Source organism: Streptomyces humidus (assembly GCF_014649655.1).
GTDB lineage: Bacteria > Actinomycetota > Actinomycetes > Streptomycetales > Streptomycetaceae > Streptomyces > Streptomyces humidus.
This window is the reverse complement of the sequence record NZ_BMTL01000028.1, coordinates 23,844-46,779: the sequence shown is the minus strand read 5'-3', so window position 1 is coordinate 46,779 and position 22,936 is coordinate 23,844. Positions and strand designations below refer to the sequence as shown.

Genomic DNA, 22,936 nt, shown 5'->3' with positions numbered 1-22,936 from the left:
GGACGCCCATGCAGCCGCTCGGAGAAGACGAACCCACGGCCGTGGGGCCCTACCGGCTGCTCGGCCGGCTCGGCTCCGGCGGGATGGGCCGCGTCTACCTCGGCCGGAGCGTCGGGGGCCGTACGGTCGCCGTCAAGATCGTGCACCCGCACCTCGCGCTCGACGAGGAGTTCCGCGCCCGCTTCCGGCGTGAGGTCGAGGCCGCGCGACGGGTCGGCGGGGCATGGACCGCGCCGGTCCTGGACGCCGACCCGGAGGCCGCCGTGCCCTGGGTCGCCACCGGCTATGTGGCCGGCCCCTCCCTGGCCGCGGCGGTCGCCTCCGGCGGCGGGCCGCTGCCCGAACACTCCGTGCGCGTGCTGGGCGCCGGCCTCGGGGAGGCGCTGGCGACCGTGCACGCCCTGGGGCTGGTGCACCGGGACGTGAAGCCGTCCAACGTGCTGCTGACCGTCGACGGCCCGCTGCTCATCGACTTCGGCATCGCCCGCGCGATCGACGGCACGGCCTCGCTCACCTCGACCGGCGTCTCGGTCGGCTCGCCGGGTTACATGGCCCCCGAGCAGATCCTCGGCCAGGGCGCGTCCGGCGCGGCCGACGTCTTCTCCCTCGGCGCGGTCCTGGCGTTCGCGGCCACCGGCCGGCCCCCGTTCCCGGGCGACTCCTCGGCCGCCCTCCTCTACCGGGTCGTCCACGAGGCGCCGGAACTGGGAGCTCCGCGGGGCGCCCTGCGGGGCGAACTGCGGGCCGTGGTCGAGGCCTGTCTCGTCAAGGACCCGGCCGCCCGGCCCGCCCCCGCCGAACTGGCCGCGCGCCTCGCCCCCCAGGGCGCGGCCGCACTGGTGGCCTCCGGCTGGCTGCCGGGCCCCCTCGTGGCACAGGTCGGCCGCAGCGCCGTCCACCTCCTGAACCTGGAGGGAACGGCGTCGGGGCCGAGCTTGGAACCGACGCTGGGGTCGAGCGGGGAGGGGCAGGCAGAGGCAGGGCGGGAGGCGGTGACGGGCTCGGGCTCAGGCTCGGGCTCGGGGCCGATCGGGGGAGCGCGGGAGGGCGGCGGGGCGAGCCCGTCGGCCTCCGGCCCTGTGCAGTTCAGCAGCCCGGCGGTGCGGTCGGGCGAACCGTCGGGGACGAGCGGTGAGCCGAGGGGGTCGGGAGGCGGGCCCACGGGGCCGGTGGCGGCGTCCTCCTCCGGACCGGGGAGCGGCTTCGCGGCGTCGGCGGGCGGGGCCTCGGCGTTCCCGGGGGAGTTCGGGCCGCCGCCGGTGATGGACCGGGTCCTCGCCGCTCCGGGGGACGCGCCGGCTGCCGTGCCCGTGCCCGTGCCGCGTGACGCCGAGCCGACGGTGGGCGGGGGCGGACGTCCCGGCCGGGTGTCCGTCACCGTGGCGGCCGCGGCGACGCCGGGCGAGGGCGGCCGGGGACGACGACTGAGCTGCAGCGTCGCGCTCGCGGTCGCGGGAGCCCTGGCAGCGGTGACCGTCGGTTCGGTCTTCCTGTACCGCCTGCTGCCGACCGACGGGGACCACGACTCCGCCTCCGGCAGCGACGCACGCTCCTCCCCGTCGGCGGCCGCCGGGACGCCGGCCCCCTCCGAAGGCGGGACGCCCGCCGCGCTCCCGGCCCGCTACGTCGGCACCTGGGAGGGCCAGGGCACCGGCCTCGACGGCTCCCTCCCGATGGGCACGTTCCGGGTGACCGTCCAACGGGCCGACGTCGGCCAGAAGCTGGGCGAGCTGCGGCAGACGGACGTGCTCGGCGGGGTCTGCCTCGACGTCCTGACGCTGAAGCGGGTGACGGAGAAGGAGGTCGTCGCCACGTCGGTCGGCGCGAAGAGCAACCACGGCGGCTGCAACCCGACGGCCCACACGATCCGGCTCACCCCCACCGGCGACGACCTGACGTACGCCTCGGACAGCCCGGCCGAAGGCAATCCGGTGGCCCGCATGTCGCGGGTCGACTAGAGACGATCACGAGTCGACCACGAGTCGACCCGGGTCGACCAGGCCAGGGCCGGAACAGGGCCAGGAACAGGGCCAGGAACAGGGAACGGAGCCAGGGTCACAGGGTCAGGCGCTGGAGCGCCTTTCGGGGCGGATCCCGTGACCGCGTCCCGTGCGGGTCCCTACGATCGCTGACGATGAGCACACCTCCCGACGCCCTGACTCCGGCCGCCGTCGCCGCACTGTGGGGCGCCGTGACCGGGGCGCTGCTGCCGCGGGCGGCCTACCGCTTCTCCACGCCGTGGGAGGAGGCGGACGGCGGCTGGCGGACGGACTGCCCGGCCGGCCATCCGGTCCGCGGGTGGCTCGGACGGGCGCGGTGTCCCCGGTGTTCCCGGTGCGCCGAGCCGGATGCCCCGCGGGACACGCCGGCGACCGCTCACCCTGCCTGCACGTCCCGCCCGGCTCCTGCCCCTGCCTCGCCCACCCCACCCGTGTCACCTCCGCCATCCGCCTCACCTCGTGCGCCCGCACCGCCCGCGGCATCCACCGCACACGACGGCGGCGGGGCCGCCTCCCGTGCCACCCACGGCGCCGGCCGCTCCTACGCACCCGGCGGCGTCCTGCTGCCCCTTCTCACCGCCGTCGTCTGCGCCGCGCTGGCCCTCGCCACCGGTATCCGGCCCGAACTGGCCGTGTGGCTGGCGCTCGCGCCGGTCGGCGTGCTGCTCGGCGTCGTCGACGTGCGGGTGCGCCGGCTGCCCGATCCGCTCACCCTCCCGTTCGCGGCCGCCGCCCTGGCCCTGCTGGGCCCCGCCGCGCTGCTGCCCGAGCACGCGGGAGACTGGACGACGGCGCTGCCGGGCGCGCTCGCCCTCGGCGCCGGCTACCTCGTCCTGCACCTGGTCAACCCCGGCGGCATGGCCTTCGGAGATGTGAAGCTGGCGCTCGGGGCGGGGGCCGTCCTCGGCTGGTACGGCTGGCCCACGGTCATGCTGGGCACGTTCGCGGCCTTCCTGTCCGGCGCGTTGTACGGGGGCGCGCTGGTCCTCACGGGACGGGCGGGACGCAAGACGCTGATCCCGTTCGGGCCGTTCATGCTCGTCGGGACGCTCGCGGGTCTGCTGATCGGCGCGTACGCGGCCTGAGGTCGGGGCGTCGGAACGTCTGGCGTAGGCTGGCTCGGTCCGTCCACAACCCTTGACGAACCCGACGAACTTGACGAGAGGGACGCTCCCGGTGACCGAGAAGGCCGACCTTCAGTCCGTCCTCGACCGTGCCGCCGCCGGTGGGCGGATCACCCCGGAGGAGGCGCTCGACCTCTACCGCGACGCGCCCCTGCACGCGCTCGGCGCCGCCGCCGACGCCGTGCGACGCCGGCTGTACGCCGGGACCGAGCACATCGCGACGTACATCATCGAGCGGAACATCAACTACACGAACGTGTGCGTCACGGCGTGCAAGTTCTGCGCCTTCTACGCGGCCCCCAAGGACACGGAGAAGGGCTGGACACGCGACCTCGACGACATCCTGCGCCGCTGCGCCGAGACCGTCGAACTGGGCGGCACGCAGATCATGTTCCAGGGCGGACACCACCCGGACTACGGCGTCGAGTACTACGAGAAGCACTTCGCGGCCATCAAGGAGGCGTTCCCCCAGCTGGTGATCCACTCGCTGGGCGCGTCCGAGGTCGAGCACATGGCGCGCATCTCGAAGGTGACGGTCGAGGAGGCCGTCACCCGCATCCACGCCGCCGGTCTGGACTCCTTCGCGGGCGCCGGCGCCGAGCTGCTCCCCGCGCGTCCGCGCAAGGCCATCGCCCCGCTCAAGGAGTCCGGCGAGCGCTGGCTGGAGATCATGGAGATCGCGCACGGGCTGGGCGTCGAGTCGACGTCCACGATGCTGATGGGCACCGGCGAGACCAACGCCGAGCGCATCGAGCACCTGCGGATGATCCGTGAGGTGCAGGACCGCACGGGCGGCTTCCGGGCCTTCATCCCGTACACGTACCAGCCCGAGAACAACCACCTGAAGGGCCGCACGCAGGCGACCCTCTTCGAGTACCTGCGGATGATCGCGATCGCCCGGCTGTTCCTCGACAACGTGCGCCACATCCAGGGCTCGTGGCTGACGACGGGCAAGGAGGTCGGCCAGCTCTCGCTGCACTACGGCGCGGACGACCTCGGTTCGATCATGCTGGAGGAGAACGTCGTCTCCTCGGCAGGCGCCCGACACCGCTCCAACCGCATGGAGATCATCGACCTGATCCGCAAGGCGGGCCGCGTTCCGGCGCAGCGGGCGACGACGTACGAGCACCTCGTCGTCCACGACGACCCCGCGAACGACCCCGTCGACGAGCGGGTCATGTCCCACATCTCCTCGACGGCGATCGCGGGCGGCACGGCTCACCCCGAGCTGAAGCTCCTGACGTCCAACTAGCCTTCACATGCTGACCGTTCACGTGGATTCCCGGGGCCGGGCGCTCGCCGTCAAGGGCGCGTGGATCGCCGACGCCGGACCGCCGGAGGAACTTCTCGCCGCCCACCCGGGCGCACGGGTGCGGACATGGCCCGGCATCCTGACGCCCGGTCTGGTCAACCTGCACGGCAACGAGTTGCTGGAGGAGGCGTACCACCCGGATCCGCGCGAGGCCGACGAACTGGGCGTCGAGCCGCTGACCGGGGACGCGTTGGCGGCGCTCGTCATGGACGACGTCCGCTGGGGGGCGAGCGCCCGGCGCGGGGTGCAGCGCATGCTGGCGCACGGCACGGTCCGGGCGGCCTGCGAGGAACTGCACAACCGCGCTGTGCGGGACGCCGTGCGCCGCACCGGCCTGGCCCTCATGGGCCGGATCGGACGTCCCGGCGGCACTCCCTCCCTCGACCCGTGCGCCGCCGGGCTGCCGGTGGAGTTCGCGGCCCCGCGCGAGCGGCACAGCGCGGCCCGGTTCGCCGTGTTCGACGTACGGGACGAGGCCGAGCTCGCGGAGCGCGGCGCGGGAACGTGCGTCGCGACGGTGGTGGACGGCCGCCTCGTCCACAGGCGCCGGTAGAGCCGCTCCCGCCCCCGCTACTTCGAGAACGCCCTCGCGAACGCGCCCGAACTCTGTGGCACCCCGCTGCAGTTCGTCAGGGCGTCGCCCTTCGCCGGGTCGGCCGCCGAGCACTGCTGGTCCCGGAACGCCGACCACATGGAGACCCAGGAGACCCCCTTCTCCACGGCGAACGCCCGCACCTGGGCCGCGTCCGCCAGGGAGAACGTCTCGCCGGCGACGTCGTTGGCGCCGATCATCGACGTGAGCGCCATGCCCTTCCACGCACCCGCGTCCGTCGTGCCGAAGACCTTCCTGAGCTGTGCCTGGGCCGCCGTCGCCGAGGTGATCGCGTATCCGCCCATGTCGCCGGCGTACGACTCGCCGTAGTTCATCGTCATGAGGTTGACGGTGGAGACCTGGACGTCGTACGTGTTCGCGGAGTCCAGCAGCGCCAGGCCGGCGGAGTCCAGCCCGGAGGGCATCACCGCGAGTGTGAAGGAGACCTCCAGGCCGGGGCGTTCCTTCTGCAGCGCCGCGATCGCCCGCGAGCGCAGGGCCACCGAGTCGGAGTCGGCCGGCTCGTCGCCCTCGATGTCGAAGTCGGCCTGGGTGGAGCCGACCGCGTCGAGCGCCGCGCCATACGCCCGCGCCAGTGCGGAGACGCTGTCACAGGTGGCCGCGAGCTCCTTGCCGGAGGCGCCGCCGAAGGAGACGCGCGCCGTGGCGCCCGACTTCGTCAGCTTCGCGACGCGCGACTTCACGGCCGGGTCGTCGACGGCGTTCGTGCCGTTCCAGGTCGGTGTGCAGGCGCTGCCGTCCGCGATGACGAACGCCAGGTTGTACGCCGTCGGCGAGCCGGCCGAGTCGTTGTCCGAGGCATCCACCGCGCTCACATACGGCGCGTAGGAGGTGCCGGCGGCTCCGGCGTCCGACGACGCGGCGCCGCCCGAGGGTGAGTGGCCCGAGGGTGAGTGGCCTCCAGGACGGCCGCCGGTCCGCCCGGTGGCCGGGGGCGCCGGGTCCGACGCGCTGCCGGAGCCCGCGGAGCATCCCGTGACGGTCAGGGCGAACAGGCAGGCCACCCCGGCCGTCGGCAGCAGTGAACCCCTCATCGCGTCTGCACCCACTCTCGTGACTTCCCTCTCGGCCGGAAACGACGCGCGTTTCCGAAAGGGGAATCTCCCACATGCGGACGGATCACGCGGGAACTGTGGCCACACAGTCGGTTCATGGACGCAAGCGCGCAAAACGTGATGGCCGTCCGCCCCAAAGGGGCAATCGGCCCTCCCGTGGTGGGCGGGGGTGCGCACTGTTTCGCCGGATCTCTCGGCCGAAGGAAGGAGTCACGCGTTTCTCGCCGGCCCCTCACGAACAGCGCAGACTTCGTGCTGCACAAAGGCTCCCTGATATCCGGGAACGCAATCCGAGCCTCGCCGCCCGAAGCCGTGCCGCCGCGCGCGGCAGCCGTCGCGGCCGCCAGGGCGACGACGCCTGCGCCGAGGCGCCCGAGCTCGTGGACGGCTCCGTACGCAGGCCGAGGCTGCCGTGCGGATCGGTCTCCTGCCGGCCGTCGGCTCTCTCGCGTAGGCCGCCGTCCTCGACGCCGCGTCCCTGGGCCGGGGCGCTTCGTCGCCCCCGTCCTCGCTGCTGCCGTTCGGCCACGGAGACCCCCGAGGCGCCCGCGACCCCGGCCCCGGCGGCATCCGGCCGCACGGCGGTGTCGGCCACCGGCACGACCCGCATCGAGCGGGCGCCCGGCGGGGCCGTGGCACTGCAGGAACCGCGCGTCACCTGTGCGCTGCTGCTTCTGCTCGGCTCACCGGTGTGATGCGCTGCTGTGCGGGTGGGGCGAGGACGTCGCGGCACGGAGGGAGCCGAGGCTCCTGCCGTGAACGGCCGGGGGCCGGGCTGCCACAATGGGCGGGTGACCCGCGCTTCCCTGAACAAGCAGCCCAATGAAGTCGCCTCGATGTTCGACCGCGTGGCGGAACGGTACGACGTGACCAACGACGTGCTGTCCCTCGGTCAGGACCGCAGGTGGCGCAAGGAGGTCGCCAAGGCGGTCGACGCCCGGCCCGCGCAGAAGGTCCTGGACCTCGCCGCCGGTACGGCCACCTCCTCGCTCCCCTTCGCGCAGACCGGCGCCTACGTCGTCCCCTGCGACTTCTCGCTCGGGATGCTCCAGGTCGGCAAGAGGAAGCACACCTGGCTGCCGTTCACGGCCGGGGACGCGACGAAGCTGCCCTTCAAGGACGACACCTTCGACGCCGTCACGATCTCCTTCGGCCTGCGCAACGTGCAGGACTTCGACACCGCGCTGCGCGAGATGCACCGGGTGACCAGGCCCGGCGGCCGGGTCGTCATCTGCGAGTTCTCGCACCCCACCTGGGCGCCGTTCCGGACCGTCTACACCGAGTACCTGATGCGGGCCCTGCCGCCGGTCGCCCGCGCGGTCTCCTCCAACCCCGACGCCTACGTCTACCTCGCCGAGTCCATCCGGGCATGGCCCGATCAGCCCGCCCTCGCCGAGCACCTGCGCAAGGCCGGCTGGTCGAAGGTCGCCTGGCGCAACCTGACGGGCGGCGTGGTCACCCTGCACCGAGGCTTCAAAGCGGCCTGAACGGCTCGACCCGAGCGGTTCAGGCTTCGGCGGCTCGTCCCGAGCGGCTCGTCCCGACGGGTCGGGCCCGAAGGGTTCGGCCCCGGTGGGTTCGTCCGGAAGGGCCGGCCCCGGCGGTCCCGCGTCAGGGGACGATCGACTCGAAGGGGTTCCGGGACCGGTCGAGTTCGCGCTCCAGCCCGCCCCGCCCCGCCCGGACTCGGAACGCGCGGCTCGCGCGCCCGCGACTCCGCCGCCCTCCCCCTCGGAGAAGTCGAACCACACGGTGACCACGGCGCCGCGCGCCCCCCCCCGAGGCCCGGCGGCGGACAGCGCCGTACGACGTGGTCGCCGACGGCGTGGCGGAAGCCGGGCCGCGCCGAAGCGACCGGCAGCACGCCACCAGGATCAGCGGGATCACCTGAATACCCAGCCTCACCCGGATCACCCGGATCACCCGGATCACCAGGTGAGGCGGTAGCAGCGCCCCTCTCTGTTCGACTCCGGGGTGGTGAAGACCTCCGCGAGCCGCATCCCCAGCCGCTCCGCGACCGCGATGGACCGCGCGTTGCGCGCGTCGACCATCGCCACGACCCCCGACGGCCCGGCCGCCCGCACCCGCTCCAGGGTCATCTGCGCGGCTGCCGTCACATACCCCTGCCCCCAGTGCTCGCGCCCGAGCCGCCACCCGATCTCGATCTCCCCCCGGGGACCCCACTCGCGCGGCCACGGCTGGGCGCCGGTGAAGCCGAGCACCCGGTCGTCGCGGTCCAGGATCGTCCACAGGCAGAACCCGCGCTCGGCGTCGTGCCGGCGCTGGCGGGCGGTGAGTTCCTCGTAGACCGACAGCTCCGCGGATCTGCCCCCCTGGAACTCCATGACGTCCGGGTCGTCGAAGACCCTGTGCCAGGCGACCGCGTCCTCGTCCGTCGGAACGCGCAGCCGTACTACGGGCAGAGCTCGGTTCACGGGGCAGCCCTTCAGCCGGGTGATCAATTCTGCTGAATAGACTGCCCATGTCCAGTGCCGGTCGGCACGCAGATTCCGAACTTGGGGAGATCCCGCCGTGACCGCCGTGAACGAGCCCCACGCCGAGCCCTTCTCCGAGACCACCGCCGACGTGATCGTCGTCGGCGCGGGACCGGCCGGTTCCACGACCGCCTACTACCTCGCCAAGGCCGGACTCGACGTACTCCTCCTCGAGAAGACCGAGTTCCCGCGCGAGAAGGTCTGCGGCGACGGCCTCACCCCGCGCGCCACCAAGCAGCTCGTGGCCATGGGCATCGACATCTCCGAGGAGGCCGGCTGGCTGCGCAACAAGGGTCTGAGGATCATCGGCGGCGGGGTGCGGTTGCAGCTCGACTGGCCCGATCTCGCCTCCTTCCCCGACTACGGCCTCGTCCGCAAGCGGGACGACTTCGACGAGCAGCTCGCCCGGCAGGCCCAGAAGGCGGGCGCCCGCCTGTACGAGCGCTGCAACGTCGGCGCTCCGATCCTGGACGAGCGCACCGGCCGTATCACCGGCGTGCACGCCAAGCTGGGGGAGGAGAAGCGCGAAGTCACCTTCCGCGCCCCCCTCGTGGTGGCCGCCGACGGCAACTCCACCCGCCTCTCGCTGGCGATGGGCCTGCACCGCCGTGAGGACCGGCCGATGGGCGTCGCGGTCCGCACCTATTTCACCTCTCCGCGCCACGAGGACGACTACCTGGAGTCCTGGCTGGAGCTGTGGGACCGCCGGGGCCCGGGCGAGGACCGGCTGCTGCCCGGTTACGGCTGGATCTTCGGCATGGGCGACGGGACGTCGAACGTCGGCCTGGGCGTGCTGAACACCTCCGACTCCTTCAAGGAGCTCGACTGGCGTGAGGTCCTCAAGGCCTGGTGCGCGTCCATGCCGGAGGACTGGGGTTACACCCCCGAAAACATGACCGGCCCGATCCGCGGCGCGGCCCTGCCGATGGCCTTCAACCGCAAGCCGCACTACACCAAGGGGCTGCTGCTGGTCGGCGACGCCGGCGGCCTGGTGAACCCCTTCAACGGCGAGGGCATCGCCTACGCGATGGAATCGGGTCAGATCGCCGCCGACGTCATCGTCCAGGCCCACGCCCGGGCCACCCCCGGCCAGCGCGAACTCGCCCTGCAGCGCTACCCGCAGATCCTCGCGGACACCTACGGCGGCTACTACACGCTGGGCCGCGCGTTCGTGAAGCTCATCGGCAACCCGAAGGTCATGAAGATCGCGGCCCAGCGTGGTCTGACCCATCCGCTGCTGATGAAGTTCACCCTGAAGATGCTCGCCAACCTGACGGACCCCACGGGCGGCGACGCGATGGACCGCATCATCAACGGCCTGAGCAAGGTGGCCCCCAAGGCCTGACCTCGCGACGAGGCGACGCGGACCCGTCGCCCGGCGGCCCGGCGCGCGAGGACTTCCTCCCGCCGGGCCGGGCCCCCGCTCCGCTGCACTGACGATGCATCCGACATGTCGGACACTCTCGCCAGACGGCACTGGGGGTGAATGTCCCTGAATAGGCGCCGACTCGGCGCGTCAGGGCTTTTGTGAACAACGGTGCTTCATGTCCGACTTGGGTCACTTGCTCAACTCGGAGCACCGGGAAGCCCCGTAAGCCCCGTAAGTCCCGCAGGCCTCGTCCGGCTCAGAGCCGCCTGCGCCCGCTCGGCGGCCCCGGGGGCCGCCCGGGCCGTTCCGGCCCGCTCAGGGCCCGCCGAGGGCCGTGCAGGGCCGCGTCGGGGGAGCCCGAAGGGCCGCTGCCCCCGAGCGGCTGCGGCCCTTGCGTGCGTGAAGCGCCTTCCGGGGCGCGCCGAGTGGGGTGTCAGAGCACCCGCACCGCGCCGGTCGGCGGGTCGTAGGACAGCGGCTTCTCGGCCACGCCGGTGGAGGGGTTCTGCGCGCCGACGAACATGCCGTCGCCGACGTACACCGCCACGTGGTACGCGCTGCCCGCGCTGCCCCAGTACAGGATGTCGCCCGGCTGCAGGTTGTCCAGGGAGACCTGGGTGCCGGCGGTCGACTGGTCCTGCGAGACGCGCGGCAGGTCGATGCCCACCTGCTTGAAGGCGGTCTGCATCAGCCCCGAGCAGTCCCACGAGTTGGGGCCGGTGCCGCCGGAGACGTAGGCGTCGCCGATCTGCGCCTTCACGAAGGCGATGACGGCCGCGGCCGAACCGGTCGCGGTGGAGCTGCTCGTGCTGGTGAAGCTGTTGCTGCTCGCCGGGGTGGAGAGCGTGGTCCGCTCGGCGGCGCGCGTGGCCCGCTCGGCGGCGGCCTTGCGGGCGGCCTCGGCCTTCTGCTTGGCCTCGGCCTTGGCGTGCGCGAGGTCCTTCTTGGCCTCCTTGGCGGCCGCCGCGGCGGCAGCGTCACGCTCGGCGTGCAGCTGGTAGTTCGCCGCGGCCTGCTGTGTGGCCTGCGCGGACTGCGCGACCTGGGCGGCCAGGTCGCCGGTGAGCACGGGCAGTTCGAGTGTCTGCGTCACCGGCTCGGCGGCGTTGGCCGTGCCTGCTGCCGTGGCGACGGCCAGCGTGCCGAGGACACCACTGGCGACTCCGGCCCGCATCGCGATCGTCGACGCGCTGCGGCGGGGTTTCCGGTGGCTGCGTATGTGAGCGGTGTGGGACATGGGTACAACCGGTATCAGGGGCTCCTCCATACCTTCAAGAAACGTGTGCTGCGCCACAGTTGTTCAACGGATGCCCCAAATTCCTGTTCTCCGGCTCTTTATTGACGCCGTAACGGACATTGCGGACGCAGGTGATCATGCCTGTGATCATGGGCTTTCGTCGTTACGTCCGGATTGCCCGCCGCCTACCATCGGTCGCGACCGTTGGCCAAGCCCGCTTCTTGGACGGCCCTCCCGGTGTGGCGGAGGTCACGGAACGATTACCGGGGCGGCGGCGTCGCGCGCACGCGGTGCGATTCGTTCCGCTCGTGAACGCGCGCACACGTCCACGTCCCGAGCCGGGCTCCCTCTGATGTGTGAACGCGAGCCACTATCAGGGTGCTGTGTCCACCTCCAATTTGCATGCAAGGGAACCCTCTTGATATTGAGACGCCCCCTGCCGCCTGCGATGACGAGCGAAAATGTCACTTCTTGTGATCACTCTGGCGCTTCGCGTGTGAAGATCACCGCTGATGTGACTTCATGATCCTTCGTCAGGTGGTGGAGATCACAAAGCTTGTGTAATACCCCGTGTCGCAGATCACAGAGCGGCGGGCATAGGATGCGAGGCAGTTGGGCTTGTGACCTGCTTCACATGTTCGCGATCTTCGTCAGAACCGACGGGGTGAGCGGCGCCGGGGGGCCGGCCGCGGGTCCGACACCATCGCCAGCAGTCAGTGCCGACTGAGAGGAGCGAGGAGCGGTGAACGCTTATGCGCCCATCCTCGTACTGGGAGCCCTCGGAGCAGGCTTTGCGATCTTCTCCGTGGTCATGGCCACGCTGATCGGGCCGAAGCGCTACAACCGCGCCAAGCTCGAGGCCTATGAGTGCGGAATCGAGCCGACCCCCACGCCGGCCGGCGGCGGGCGCTTCCCCATCAAGTACTACCTGACGGCGATGCTCTTCATCGTCTTCGACATCGAGATCGTCTTCCTCTACCCCTGGGCCGTCACCTTCGACGCCCTGGGTGTCTTCGGGCTCGTGGAGATGCTGCTCTTCGTGCTCACCGTCTTCGTGGCGTACGCGTACGTATGGCGGCGCGGCGGCCTGGAATGGGACTGAGGGGCCTTTAAGTCATGGGACTCGAAGAAAAACTGCCGAGCGGCTTCCTGCTGACCACCGTCGAGCAGGCCGCGGGCTGGGTGCGCAAGGCGTCCGTCTTCCCCGCCACCTTCGGCCTCGCCTGCTGCGCCATCGAGATGATGACCACCGGCGCGGGCCGTTACGACCTGGCGCGCTTCGGCATGGAGGTCTTCCGCGGTTCGCCCCGCCAGGCGGACCTGATGATCGTCGCCGGCCGGGTGAGCCAGAAGATGGCGCCGGTGCTGCGGCAGGTCTACGACCAGATGCCGAACCCCAAGTGGGTCATCTCCATGGGCGTGTGCGCCTCCTCCGGCGGCATGTTCAACAACTACGCGATCGTCCAGGGCGTCGATCACATCGTCCCCGTCGACATCTATCTGCCGGGCTGCCCGCCGCGTCCCGAGATGCTGATGGACGCGATCCTCAAGCTCCACCAGAAGATCCAGAACACCAAGCTGGGCGTGAACGCCGAGGAGGCGGCCCGCGAGGCGGAGGAAGCGGCGCTCAAGGCCCTGCCCATGATCGAGATGAAGGGGCTGCTGCGGTGAGCGACGCGAACGGCACCCACGGCGCGAACGGCTCCTCGAACGGGGTGAACCCCGAGAAGGACCTCTCCGCCTCCAACCTCCCCGGCCGGCGCGGCCAGGGCGGGGAGGAGATCCGCGTCCAGCGCGGCATGTTCGGCGCCGCCAACGGCGGCGACACCTCCGGCTACGGAGGCCTGGTCCGCTCGGTCCGGCTTCCGGGCGCGGCGAGCCGCCCCTACGGCGGCTGGTTCGACGAGGTCGCCGACGAACTCGAGGGAGCGCTCGAGGAGCAGGGTCTGCTCCCCGAGAACGCGATCGAGAAGACGGTCGTCGACCGCGGCGAGCTGACCTTCCACATCGAACGCGAGCACCTGCTGCGCGTCGCCCGCACGCTGCGCGACGACCCGGCCCTGCGCTTCGAGCTGTGCACCGGCGTCGCCGGCGTCCACTACCCCAACGACAAGGGGCGCGAGCTGCACGCCGTCTACCACCTGCGCTCGATCACCCACAACCGGCTGATCCGGCTGGAGGTCAGCGCCCCGGACGGCGAGCCGCGCATCCCGTCCCTGGTCTCCGTGTATCCCACGAACGACTGGCACGAGCGCGAGACCTACGACTTCTTCGGAATCGTCTTCGACGGTCATCCGGCTCTGACGCGGATCATGATGCCCGACGACTGGCCGGGCCATCCGCAGCGCAAGGACTACCCCCTCGGCGGCATCCCCGTCGAGTACAAGGGCGCCCAGATCCCGGCTCCGGACCAGCGGAGGTCGTACTCATGAGCACTCCCAACCCGTCGCCCGGCCACCACCCCTCATCGAGTCCCTCCGGGACCGCCTCCTCGATGGCATCCGCCCGTGAGACCACCGAGGGCGCGGTATACACGGTCACCGGTGGCGACTGGGACGAGGTCGTGCAGTCCGCGGCCCGCGCCGACGACGAGCGCATCGTCGTCAACATGGGCCCCCAGCACCCCTCCACCCACGGAGTGCTCCGCCTCATCCTGGAGATCGACGGCGAGACGGTCACCGAGGCCCGATGCGGCATCGGCTACCTCCACACCGGCATCGAGAAGAACCTCGAGTACCGCACGTGGACCCAGGGCACCACGTTCGTGACGCGCATGGACTACCTGACGTCCTTCTTCAACGAGACCGCCTACTGTCTCGCCGTCGAGAAGCTCCTGGGCGTCGAGGACCAGATCACCGAGCGGGCGAAGATCATCCGGGTGCTCCTGATGGAGCTGAACCGGATGTCCTCCCACCTGGTGTGCATCGCCACCGGCGGCATGGAGCTCGGCGCCACCACGATCATGATCTACGGATTCCGCGATCGTGAAATGATTCTCGACATCTACGAGCTCATCACGGGCCTGCGGATGAACCACGCGTACATCCGCCCCGGCGGACTCGCCCAGGACCTGCCGCCCGGCGCGGTGGACCAGATCCGCGAGTTCGTGAAGAAGATGAAGAAGAACCTTCCCGAGTACGACAAGCTCGCCACCGGGAACCCCATCTTCAAGGCCCGTATGCAGAACGTCGGCTACCTCGACCTGGCCGGCTGCATGGCCCTCGGCGCCACCGGCCCGATCCTGCGCTCCACCGGCCTGCCCCACGACCTGCGCAAGACGCAGCCCTACTGCGACTACGAGACGTACGACTTCGACGTGCCGACCGCGGACTCCTGCGACTCCTACGGCCGTTTCCTCATCCGTCTGGAGGAGATGCGGCAGTCGCTGCGGATCGTGGAGCAGTGCCTGGACCGGCTGCAGCCCGGCCCGGTCATGGTCGCCGACCGGAAGATCGCCTGGCCCGCCCAGCTCGCCCTGGGCCCCGACGGTCTCGGCAACTCCCTCGACCACATCAAGAAGATCATGGGCACCTCCATGGAGGCCCTGATCCACCACTTCAAGCTGGTCACCGAGGGCTTCCGCGTGCCGCCGGGACAGGCGTACGCGGCGGTCGAGTCCCCCAAGGGCGAACTCGGGGTGCACGCCGTCTCCGACGGAGGCACCCGTCCCTACCGGGTCCACTTCCGGGACCCGTCCTTCACCAACCTGCAGGCCATGGCGGCGATGTGCGAGGGCGGCCAGGTCGCCGACGTCATCGTCGCCGTCGCGTCCATCGACCCCGTGATGGGAGGCGTCGACCGGTGACCACCTCTTCTTCCGAGCGGGGCGTCAGCCTGGGCATGCCCGAGCTGCCCGCGCCCGCCTACCCGGACGACGTCCGAGTCCGGCTGGAGGCGGACGCGCGCGAGATCATCGCCCGCTACCCCGACTCCCGGTCCGCGCTCCTGCCGTTGCTGCACCTCGTGCAGTCGGAGGAGGGCCACGTCACGCGCACCGGGATGCGGTTCTGCGCGGACGTGCTGGACCTGACGACGGCCGAGGTCACGGCGGTCGCCACCTTCTACACCATGTACCGCCGCCGCCCCAGCGGTGACTACCAGGTGGGCGTCTGCACCAACACGCTGTGCGCGGTGATGGGCGGCGACGCGATCTTCGAGGGGCTCCAGGAGTACCTGGGTGTCGGCAACGGTGAGACCACCGACGACGGAAAGATCACTCTGGAGCACATCGAGTGCAACGCGGCCTGCGACTTCGCGCCGGTCGTGATGGTGAACTGGGAGTTCTTCGACAACCAGACCGTGCAGAGCGCGAAGCGCCTGGTCGACGAGTTGCGGGCCGGGCACACCGTCTCCCCCACGCGAGGTGCGCCGCTGTGCACCTTCAAGGAGACCGCCCGGATCCTGGCGGGCTTCCCCGACGAGCGGGAGGGGGCCGTCGAGGCGAGCGGCGGCGCCGGACCGGCGTCGCTGGTGGGTCTTCGCCTGGCAAGGGGAGAGACCGCACCCGCGCGCGTGGTCCACCCACGCGACGGCGGGCCGCACGACGAAGCGCAGGACAGGGCGCCGAGCGACGCGACACCGCACGACCCGTCGCCCACCGAGCACCTGAGTTCGCACGACGCGCCGCAGGACACGTCGGCCTCCGACCCGTCCCACCCGTCACCCACCACCACCCGTGATGGAGGGACTTCGCCCCGCGGCCTGGATGCGGCAGGGCCTACCGCCGAGGAGGGGGAGTGATGACCTTGGCACCCGAACTGAAAGGCAGCAGCCCCGAGAAGCTGCTCGCACCCGTGCTGTCGGCCTTCTGGGACGAGGACAGGTCCTGGAGCCTCGACGTCTACCGCAGGCACGAAGGATACGAAGGCCTTCGCAAGGCGCTCGCCATGTCGCCGGACGACCTGATCGCGTACGTCAAGGACTCCGGTCTGCGAGGGCGGGGCGGCGCGGGATTCCCCACGGGAATGAAATGGCAGTTCATTCCGCAAGGAGATGGAAAGCCGCACTATCTAGTTGTCAACGCCGACGAATCGGAGCCCGGGACCTGCAAGGACATCCCGCTCCTCTTCGCGAACCCGCACAGCCTCATCGAGGGCATCGTGATCGCGTGCTATGCCATCAGGTCGTCTCATGCCTTCATCTATCTGCGGGGTGAAGTCGTCCCTGTTCTGCGGCGGTTGCACGAGGCCGTGCGCGAGGCCTACGCGGCCGGCTACCTCGGCGAGAACATCCTGGGCAGCGGACTCGACCTCGAACTCACCGTGCACGCCGGCGCCGGCGCCTACATCTGCGGTGAGGAGACCGCGCTGCTCGACTCGCTCGAAGGCCGCCGTGGTCAACCGCGGCTTCGTCCCCCCTTTCCTGCGGTCGCGGGCCTCTATGCGTGCCCGACTGTGGTGAATAACGTCGAGTCGATCGCGTCAGTTCCCGCGATCCTGCAAAAAGGCAAGGAATGGTTCAGGTCGATGGGAAGCGAGAAGTCCCCGGGCTTCACGCTCTACTCCCTCAGCGGCCATGTCGCCAGCCCCGGCCAGTACGAGGCCCCGCTCGGCATCACGCTGCGCCAACTCCTGGAGATGAGCGGCGGAATGCGACCGGGGCACCGGCTCAAGTTCTGGACGCCGGGCGGCTCCTCGACGCCGATGTTCACCGACGAGCACCTCGACGTCCCTCTTGACTACGAAGGAGTGGGCGCCGCGGGTTCCATGCTCGGCACGAAAGCTCTGCAGTGCTTCGACGAGACGACGTGCGTCGTGCGGGCCGTGACCCGCTGGACCGAGTTCTACGCCCACGAGTCCTGCGGCAAGTGCACGCCGTGCCGCGAAGGCACCTACTGGCTCGTGCAGCTGCTGCGCGACATCGAAGCGGGCAAGGGAGCCCTCTCCGACCTCGACAAGCTCAACGACATCGCCGACAACATCAACGGCAAGTCCTTCTGCGCCCTCGGCGACGGCGCGGCCTCGCCGATCTTCTCCTCGCTGAAGTACTTCCGTGAGGAGTACGAGGAGCACATCACGGGCCGAGGCTGCCCCTTCGACCCCGCAAGGTCGACCGCCTGGGCGGACAAGCACACGGAGGTGAACGCATGACGGTGACCACCAGCGCTCCCTCCGGAGGCGGCGAGGCGGCGGTCCCGCGGGAGGACCTCGTCACGCTGAGCATCGACGGCGCCGAGATCAGCGTGCCCAAGGGCACCCTGGTCATCCGGGCCGCCGAGCAGCTCGGCATCGAGATCCCCCGTTTCTGCGACCATCCCCTCCTCGATCCGGTCGGCGCCTGCCGGCAGTGCATCGTCGAGGTCGAGGGCCAGCGCAAGCCCATGGCGTCCTGCACGATCACGTGCACGGACGGCATGGTGGTGAAGACCCAGCTCAGCTCGCCGGTGGCCGAGAAGGCGCAGCACGGCGTGATGGAGCTGCTCCTCATCAACCATCCGCTGGACTGCCCGGTCTGCGACAAGGGCGGCGAGTGCCCCCTGCAGAACCAGGCGATGTCGCACGGCCAGGCCGAGTCCCGGTTCGAGGGCCGCAAGCGCACGTACGAGAAGCCCGTCCCGATCTCCACCCAGGTGCTGCTCGACCGCGAGCGGTGCGTGCTGTGCGCCCGCTGCACCCGGTTCTCCAACCAGGTGGCGGGCGACCCGATGATCGAGCTGATCGAGCGGGGCGCGCTCCAGCAGGTCGGCACCGGCGAGGGTGACCCCTTCGCGTCGTACTTCTCCGGCAACACCATCCAGATCTGCCCCGTCGGCGCGCTGACCTCGGCGGCCTACCGGTTCCGCTCGCGCCCCTTCGACCTGGTCTCCTCGCCGTCGGTCTGCGAGCACTGCTCCGGCGGCTGCGCCACGCGCACCGACCACCGGCGCGGCAAGGTCATGCGGCGTCTGGCCGCCAACGACCCCGAGGTCAACGAGGAGTGGATCTGCGACAAGGGGCGGTTCGCGTTCCGGTACGCGCAACAGCGCGACCGGCTGGAGACGCCCCGGGTGCGCAACGCCGAGGGAGACCTCGTGCCGGCTTCCTGGCCGGAGGCGTTGCAGATCGCCGCTCAGGGGCTGCTGGCCTCGCGCGGCAGGACCGGCGTGCTGACCGGCGGCCGTCTCACCGTCGAGGACGCGTACGCGTACAGCAAGTTCGCGCGCGTGGCGCTCGACACCAACGACATCGACTTCCGCGCGCGGGTGCACAGCAGTGAGGAGGCCGACTTCCTGGCCGCCCACGTCGCCGGCCGCGGCCGTGACCTCGACGGCGAGGGCGTCACGTACGCCCTCCTGGAGAAGGCGCCCGCGGTCCTGCTGGCCGGGTTCGAGTCGGAGGAGGAGGCGCCCGGCGTCTTCCTGCGGTTGCGCAAGGCCTGGCGCAAGCACGGACAGCGGGTGTTCTCGCTGGGCACCTACGCCACCCGGGGTCTGCAGAAGGCGGGCGGCACGCTGCTGCCGGCCGCTCCGGGCACCGAGACGGAGTGGCTGGACGCGCTCGCGAGCGGTGTCGGCCTGCAGGACGCGGGCGGCACGGCCGCCGAGGCGCTGCGGGCCCCGGGCGCGGTGATCGTCGTCGGGGAGCGGCTCGCCGGAGTGGCCGGCGCTCTCACCGCCGCTGTGCGGACCGCCTCGGCGACCGGCGCCCGGCTGGTGTGGATCCCGCGCCGGGCGGGCGAGCGGGGCGCGATCGAGGCGGGCGCACTGCCGTCGCTGCTGCCGGGCGGCCGCCCGGCCACCGATCCCCGCGCGCGGGGCGAGGTCGCCGCGGCCTGGGGCCTGGCCGAGCTCCCGCACCGCTACGGCCGTGACACCGGGCAGATCGTCGAGGCCGCGGCGTCCGGCGAACTCCAGGCGCTGCTCGTCGCGGGCGTCGAGGTCGCGGATCTGCCCGACCCGGCACGCGCGCGTGCAGCGCTGGCCGAGGCCGGCTTCGTGGTGTCGCTGGAGCTGCGGCCCGGCGAGGTCACCGAGCACGCCGACGTCGTCCTGCCGGTGGCCGCGGTCGCCGAGAAGGCCGGCGCGTTCCTCAACTGGGAGGGCCGGGTGCGCTTCTTCGAGGCGGCGCTGAAGCCCGACCAGATGACCCGCCGCGCGGCGCCGTCCGACGCGCGCGTGCTGCAGATGCTCGCGGACGCCATGGACGTCCATCTCGGCCTGCCGGACCTGCGCACGACGCGCGCGGAGCTCGACCGGCTCGGAGCCTGGGACGGCCCGCGTGCCGCCGAACCGGTGGAGACGGCCGCTCAGCTGCCGCGACCCGCTGCCGGGGAGGCGGTGCTCGCCGGGCACCGCCTGCTGCTCGACCAGGGTGTCCTCCAGCAGGGCGACGAGGCGCTCGCCGGCACCCGGCACGCCGCACGCGCGCGTGTGTCGGCCGCCACGGCCGCCGAAGCCGGCGTCGAGGACGGCGACCTGCTCGCCGTCACCGGTCCCGCCGGGGCGGTCGAACTGCCGCTGGAGATCACCGAGATGCCCGACCGGGTGGTCTGGCTGCCGCTGAACTCCACCGGCGGGGGCGTCGCGTCCGATGCCGGGGCCACGCCCGGTTCCCTCGTCCGCATCGGCCCGGCGACGCCCGGCGCCCCCAAGGAGGTGGAGGCATGAGCCCGTACCTCGCCGCTGAAGATCTCTCGATGTTCGGCCGCGACCCCTGGTGGCTGGTCGTCGTCAAGGCGGTGTTCTGCTTCGCCTTCCTGATGGTGACCGTGCTGTTCTCCATCGTGTGGGAGCGCAAGGTCGTCGCCTGGATGCAGTTGCGCATCGGCCCCAACCGGCACGGCCCCTGGGGCATGCTGCAGTCGCTCGCCGACGGCATCAAGCTGATGCTGAAGGAAGACCTCATCGTCAAACGCGCGGACAAGGCGGTGTACGTCCTCGCGCCGATCGTCGCGGCCGTCCCGGCCTTCATGGCGATCGCGGTGATCCCCTTCGGGCCGGCCGACAACGAGATCTCGATCTTCGGTCAGCGCACCACGATGCAGCTCACCGACCTGCCGATCGCGATGCTCTACATCCTCGCGGTCGCCTCGGTCGGCATCTACGGCATCGTCCTCGCGGGGTGGAGCTCCGGCTCCACGTACCCGCTGCTGGGCGGCCTGCGGTCGTGCGCGCAGATGATCTCGTACGAGATCGCCATGGGCGCCGCGTTCGCCTCGGTCTTCCTCTACTCGGGGTCGATGTCGACGTCGACGATCGTCGAGCAGCAGCAGGACCGCTGGTACATCCTCCTGCTGCCGGTCTCCTTCATCCTGTACATCGTCACGATGGTCGGCGAGACCAACCGTGCTCCCTTCGACATGCCGGAGTCCGAGGGCGACCTGGTCGGCGGCTTCAACACCGAGTACTCGTCGATCAAGTTCGCGATGTTCATGCTCGCCGAGTACGTGAACATGGTGACGGTCTCCGCCGTGTCGACCACGCTCTTCCTCGGTGGCTGGCGGGCTCCCTGGCCGATCAGCACCTTCTGGGAGGGCGCGAACCACGGCTGGTGGCCGATGCTCTGGTTCGTCGTCAAGGTGCAGCTGCTGCTGTTCTTCTTCATCTGGCTGCGCGGCACGCTTCCCCGTGTCCGCTACGACCAGTTGATGAAGCTGGGCTGGAAGGTCCTGATCCCCGTCTCGGTGACGTGGCTGATGCTCGTGGCGACCGTACGGACGCTGCGTAACGAGCACTACGACTTCGCCGACATCTTCCTGTACGTCGGCGGCGGCGTTCTGCTCCTGCTGTTGCTCTCCTTCGTCGTGGACACGTTCCGCGGCGGCGAGAAGAGCGCGCAGGCGCCGGCCGAGCCGGTCGCGTTCGACCCCATGGCGGGCGGGTTCCCCGTCCCGCCGCTGCCGGGCCAGGAGCTTCCGCCGGTGCCCAGGCGCGGCCCGCGCCGGGATCGGGAGCTGATTGTCAGTGGTGCGGTGGACACTGTGAGTGACGGATCGATGGATGGAAAGGAGGCGTCCGATGGCTGAGGAGCCCAAGGAGGCCGGGCAGACGACGCCCGGTTTCCAGAACCCGGTGGCCGGCTTCGGCGTGACCTTCAAGGCCATGTTCAAGAAGCGGCTGACCGAGCAGTACCCGGAGCAGGAGAAGACCACGGCTCCCCGGTTCCACGGACGGCATCAGCTCAACCGCCATCCGGACGGCCTGGAGAAGTGCGTCGGCTGTGAGCTGTGCGCCTGGGCCTGCCCCGCCGACGCCATCTACGTGGAGGGCGCCGACAACACCGACGAGGAGCGCTACTCGCCGGGCGAGCGGTACGGGCGGGTCTATCAGATCAACTACGCCCGGTGCATCCTGTGCGGCCTGTGCATCGAGGCGTGCCCCACACGCGCGTTGACGATGACGAACGAGTTCGAGCTCGCCGACTCCAGCCGCGCCAACCTGATCTACACCAAGGAGCAGCTGCTCGCGGGCCTCGAGGACGGCATGGTGGACTCCCCCCACGCCATCTACCCCGGCACGGACGAACAGGACTACTACCGGGGCCTGGTGACGGAGGCCGCGCCCGGCACGGAGCGCCAGGTGGCCCTCTCCAAGGGCGAGACCCCGCAGGAGGCCGCCTCCACGTCCGGTGGGGACGAGCCCGCCTCGGAGGAGGTGAGCCGCCGATGAGCGCGCAGCTCGCCGCCTACTCCACCTCCAACGGTGAGGCCTTCCAGTTCTGGGTGCTCGGCACCGTCGCGGTGATCGGCGCCCTGTGCACCGTCTTCATGAAGAAGGCCGTGCACAGCGCGCTCTGTCTCGCCGGAACCATGATCGTCCTGGCGATCTTCTACCTCGCCAACGGCGCCTACTTCCTGGGCATCGTGCAGATCGTCGTCTACACCGGCGCGATCATGATGCTGTTCCTGTTCGTGGTGATGCTGGTCGGCGTCACCGCGGCGGACTCCTTGAAGGAGACCATCAAGGGGCAGCGCTGGCTGGCCCTTCTCAGCGGCCTCGGCTTCGGCGTCCTGCTGATCGCCGGCATCGGCCACGCCTCCCTGACGGAGTTCACCGGTCTCACCCAGGCGAACGCGAAAGGCAACGTGGAGGGCCTCGCCGCCCTCATCTTCACCAAGTACGTCTTCGCCTTCGAGATCACCGGCGCGCTGCTCATCACGGCCGCCGTCGGCGCCATGGTGCTCACCCACCGCGAGCGCACCGAGCACGCCCCGACCCAGCGCGAGCTGGCCGAGCGGCGGGTGCGCGAAGGCAAGCACGTGCCGCCGCTGCCGGCGCCGGGCGTGTACGCGCGGCACAACGCCGTGGACGTCCAGGGTCTCCTGCCCGACGGCACGCCCTCGGAGCTCACGGTCAGCAGGACGCTGCGTGAGCGCGGTCAGATCCGGGACGTGTCCGCCGCGGCGCTCAACGACCTCAAGGCCCTGGAGCAGCGCGCCGAGGAGCGCCTGGAGCGGGCCGCGATCGAGCCGCCGCACCTGAAGCGGACGGAGGAGGCGTCGAAGTGAATCCCGTCAACTACCTCTATCTGGCGGCCCTGTTGTTCACGATCGGTGCGACGGGCGTGCTGATCAGGCGCAACGCGATCGTCGTCTTCATGTGCATCGAGCTCATGCTCAACGCCTGCAACCTCGCGTTCGTCACCTTCTCCCGGATGCACGGCAATCTCGACGGCCAGATCATCGCCTTCTTCACGATGGTCGTCGCCGCCGCGGAGGTCGTGGTCGGACTCGCGATCATCGTGTCGCTGTTCCGTTCCCGCCACTCGGCCTCGGTCGACGACGCCAGCCTGATGAAGCTGTAAGGGGTCGGAAG

The 22,936-nt window shown here is 70.9% G+C and carries 20 protein-coding genes; 17 read left to right on the top strand and 3 right to left on the bottom strand.

Annotated features, from left to right (window positions below):
- Positions 1-8: 8 nt before the first annotated feature.
- The 4 genes from IE239_RS29090 (at position 9) to IE239_RS29075 (ending at position 4,989) form a co-directional block, all read left to right on the top strand.
- Positions 9-1,958, top strand: coding sequence for a serine/threonine-protein kinase (locus IE239_RS29090; RefSeq protein ID WP_190152393.1), 1,950 nt, complete (start codon positions 9-11; stop codon positions 1,956-1,958).
- A 176-nt stretch (positions 1,959-2,134) separates the two neighbouring features.
- Positions 2,135-3,085, top strand: a complete 951-nt coding sequence (locus IE239_RS29085) for a prepilin peptidase (RefSeq protein WP_190152392.1) — start codon at positions 2,135-2,137, stop codon at positions 3,083-3,085.
- A gap of 91 nt (positions 3,086-3,176) precedes the next feature.
- Positions 3,177-4,376 (top strand): cyclic dehypoxanthinyl futalosine synthase, encoded by a 1,200-nt coding sequence (mqnC, locus tag IE239_RS29080; protein WP_190152391.1) that lies wholly within the window; start codon positions 3,177-3,179, stop codon positions 4,374-4,376.
- A 7-nt stretch (positions 4,377-4,383) separates the two neighbouring features.
- Entirely contained in the window at positions 4,384-4,989 is a 606-nt protein-coding gene (locus IE239_RS29075; RefSeq protein WP_190152390.1) for an amidohydrolase family protein, read from the top strand.
- A gap of 17 nt (positions 4,990-5,006) precedes the next feature.
- Here the strand turns inward: IE239_RS29075 and IE239_RS29070 are convergent, their stop codons facing one another.
- On the bottom strand, positions 5,007-6,083 hold the full coding sequence (locus IE239_RS29070) for a chitinase (RefSeq protein WP_190152389.1): 1,077 nt from the start codon (positions 6,081-6,083) through the stop codon (positions 5,007-5,009).
- Between the two features lie 812 nt (positions 6,084-6,895).
- Here IE239_RS29070 and IE239_RS29065 point away from each other — a divergent pair.
- Complete coding sequence (locus tag IE239_RS29065) at positions 6,896-7,591, top strand: demethylmenaquinone methyltransferase (RefSeq protein WP_190152388.1); 696 nt, start codon at positions 6,896-6,898, stop codon at positions 7,589-7,591.
- 441 nt (positions 7,592-8,032) lie between these two features.
- Here IE239_RS29065 and IE239_RS29060 read toward each other — a convergent pair whose 3' ends face one another.
- On the bottom strand, positions 8,033-8,539 hold the full coding sequence (locus tag IE239_RS29060) for a GNAT family N-acetyltransferase (protein ID WP_190152387.1): 507 nt from the start codon (positions 8,537-8,539) through the stop codon (positions 8,033-8,035).
- Between the two features lie 97 nt (positions 8,540-8,636).
- On the opposite strand from IE239_RS29060, the gene IE239_RS29055 reads away from it, so the two are divergent.
- The gene (locus tag IE239_RS29055; RefSeq protein ID WP_370745778.1) at positions 8,637-9,944 is read left to right on the top strand and encodes a geranylgeranyl reductase family protein; all 1,308 of its coding nucleotides are present in this window, start codon (positions 8,637-8,639) and stop codon (positions 9,942-9,944) included.
- A 457-nt stretch (positions 9,945-10,401) separates the two neighbouring features.
- On the opposite strand, the gene IE239_RS29050 is transcribed toward IE239_RS29055, so the two are convergent.
- Positions 10,402-11,205: a C40 family peptidase gene (locus IE239_RS29050; RefSeq protein ID WP_190152386.1), complete on the bottom strand. Its 804-nt coding sequence runs from the start codon at positions 11,203-11,205 to the stop codon at positions 10,402-10,404.
- Positions 11,206-11,947: 742 nt separating this feature from the next.
- Here IE239_RS29050 and IE239_RS29045 point away from each other — a divergent pair.
- From IE239_RS29045 to nuoK, 11 genes are read left to right on the top strand one after another with little or no spacing between them, the layout of a single operon-like run.
- Positions 11,948-12,307, top strand: coding sequence for an NADH-quinone oxidoreductase subunit A (locus IE239_RS29045; RefSeq protein ID WP_007383963.1), 360 nt, complete (start codon positions 11,948-11,950; stop codon positions 12,305-12,307).
- Between the two features lie 14 nt (positions 12,308-12,321).
- Positions 12,322-12,876 carry a NuoB/complex I 20 kDa subunit family protein gene (locus tag IE239_RS29040; protein WP_069769172.1) on the top strand — a complete coding sequence of 185 codons (555 nt, stop codon included), beginning with the start codon at positions 12,322-12,324 and terminating at the stop codon, positions 12,874-12,876.
- On the top strand, positions 12,873-13,637 hold the full coding sequence (locus IE239_RS29035; RefSeq protein WP_190152385.1) for an NADH-quinone oxidoreductase subunit C: 765 nt from the start codon (positions 12,873-12,875) through the stop codon (positions 13,635-13,637). The genes IE239_RS29040 and IE239_RS29035 overlap by 4 nt, the downstream gene beginning before the upstream one ends.
- A complete protein-coding gene (locus IE239_RS29030; protein ID WP_190152384.1) occupies positions 13,634-15,010 on the top strand; it encodes an NADH-quinone oxidoreductase subunit D in 1,377 nt (458 codons plus the stop codon). The genes IE239_RS29035 and IE239_RS29030 overlap by 4 nt, the downstream gene beginning before the upstream one ends.
- Positions 15,007-15,945 (top strand): NADH-quinone oxidoreductase subunit NuoE, encoded by a 939-nt coding sequence (gene nuoE, locus IE239_RS29025; RefSeq protein WP_190152383.1) that lies wholly within the window; start codon positions 15,007-15,009, stop codon positions 15,943-15,945. Before IE239_RS29030 ends, nuoE begins: the two co-directional genes overlap by 4 nt.
- The gene (gene nuoF, locus IE239_RS29020) at positions 15,942-17,294 is read left to right on the top strand and encodes an NADH-quinone oxidoreductase subunit NuoF (RefSeq protein ID WP_190152382.1); all 1,353 of its coding nucleotides are present in this window, start codon (positions 15,942-15,944) and stop codon (positions 17,292-17,294) included. The genes nuoE and nuoF overlap by 4 nt, the downstream gene beginning before the upstream one ends.
- On the top strand, positions 17,291-19,789 hold the full coding sequence (locus IE239_RS29015; RefSeq protein WP_190152381.1) for an NADH-quinone oxidoreductase subunit G: 2,499 nt from the start codon (positions 17,291-17,293) through the stop codon (positions 19,787-19,789). The genes nuoF and IE239_RS29015 overlap by 4 nt, the downstream gene beginning before the upstream one ends.
- Positions 19,786-21,147, top strand: coding sequence for an NADH-quinone oxidoreductase subunit NuoH (gene nuoH, locus IE239_RS29010; protein ID WP_190152380.1), 1,362 nt, complete (start codon positions 19,786-19,788; stop codon positions 21,145-21,147). The genes IE239_RS29015 and nuoH overlap by 4 nt, the downstream gene beginning before the upstream one ends.
- Positions 21,140-21,790: an NADH-quinone oxidoreductase subunit NuoI gene (gene nuoI / locus IE239_RS29005; RefSeq protein WP_190152379.1), complete on the top strand. Its 651-nt coding sequence runs from the start codon at positions 21,140-21,142 to the stop codon at positions 21,788-21,790. The genes nuoH and nuoI overlap by 8 nt, the downstream gene beginning before the upstream one ends.
- Positions 21,787-22,629: an NADH-quinone oxidoreductase subunit J gene (locus IE239_RS29000; protein WP_190152378.1), complete on the top strand. Its 843-nt coding sequence runs from the start codon at positions 21,787-21,789 to the stop codon at positions 22,627-22,629. The genes nuoI and IE239_RS29000 overlap by 4 nt, the downstream gene beginning before the upstream one ends.
- The gene (nuoK, locus tag IE239_RS28995) at positions 22,626-22,925 is read left to right on the top strand and encodes an NADH-quinone oxidoreductase subunit NuoK (protein ID WP_020130147.1); all 300 of its coding nucleotides are present in this window, start codon (positions 22,626-22,628) and stop codon (positions 22,923-22,925) included. Before IE239_RS29000 ends, nuoK begins: the two co-directional genes overlap by 4 nt.
- Positions 22,926-22,936: the final 11 nt, after the last annotated feature.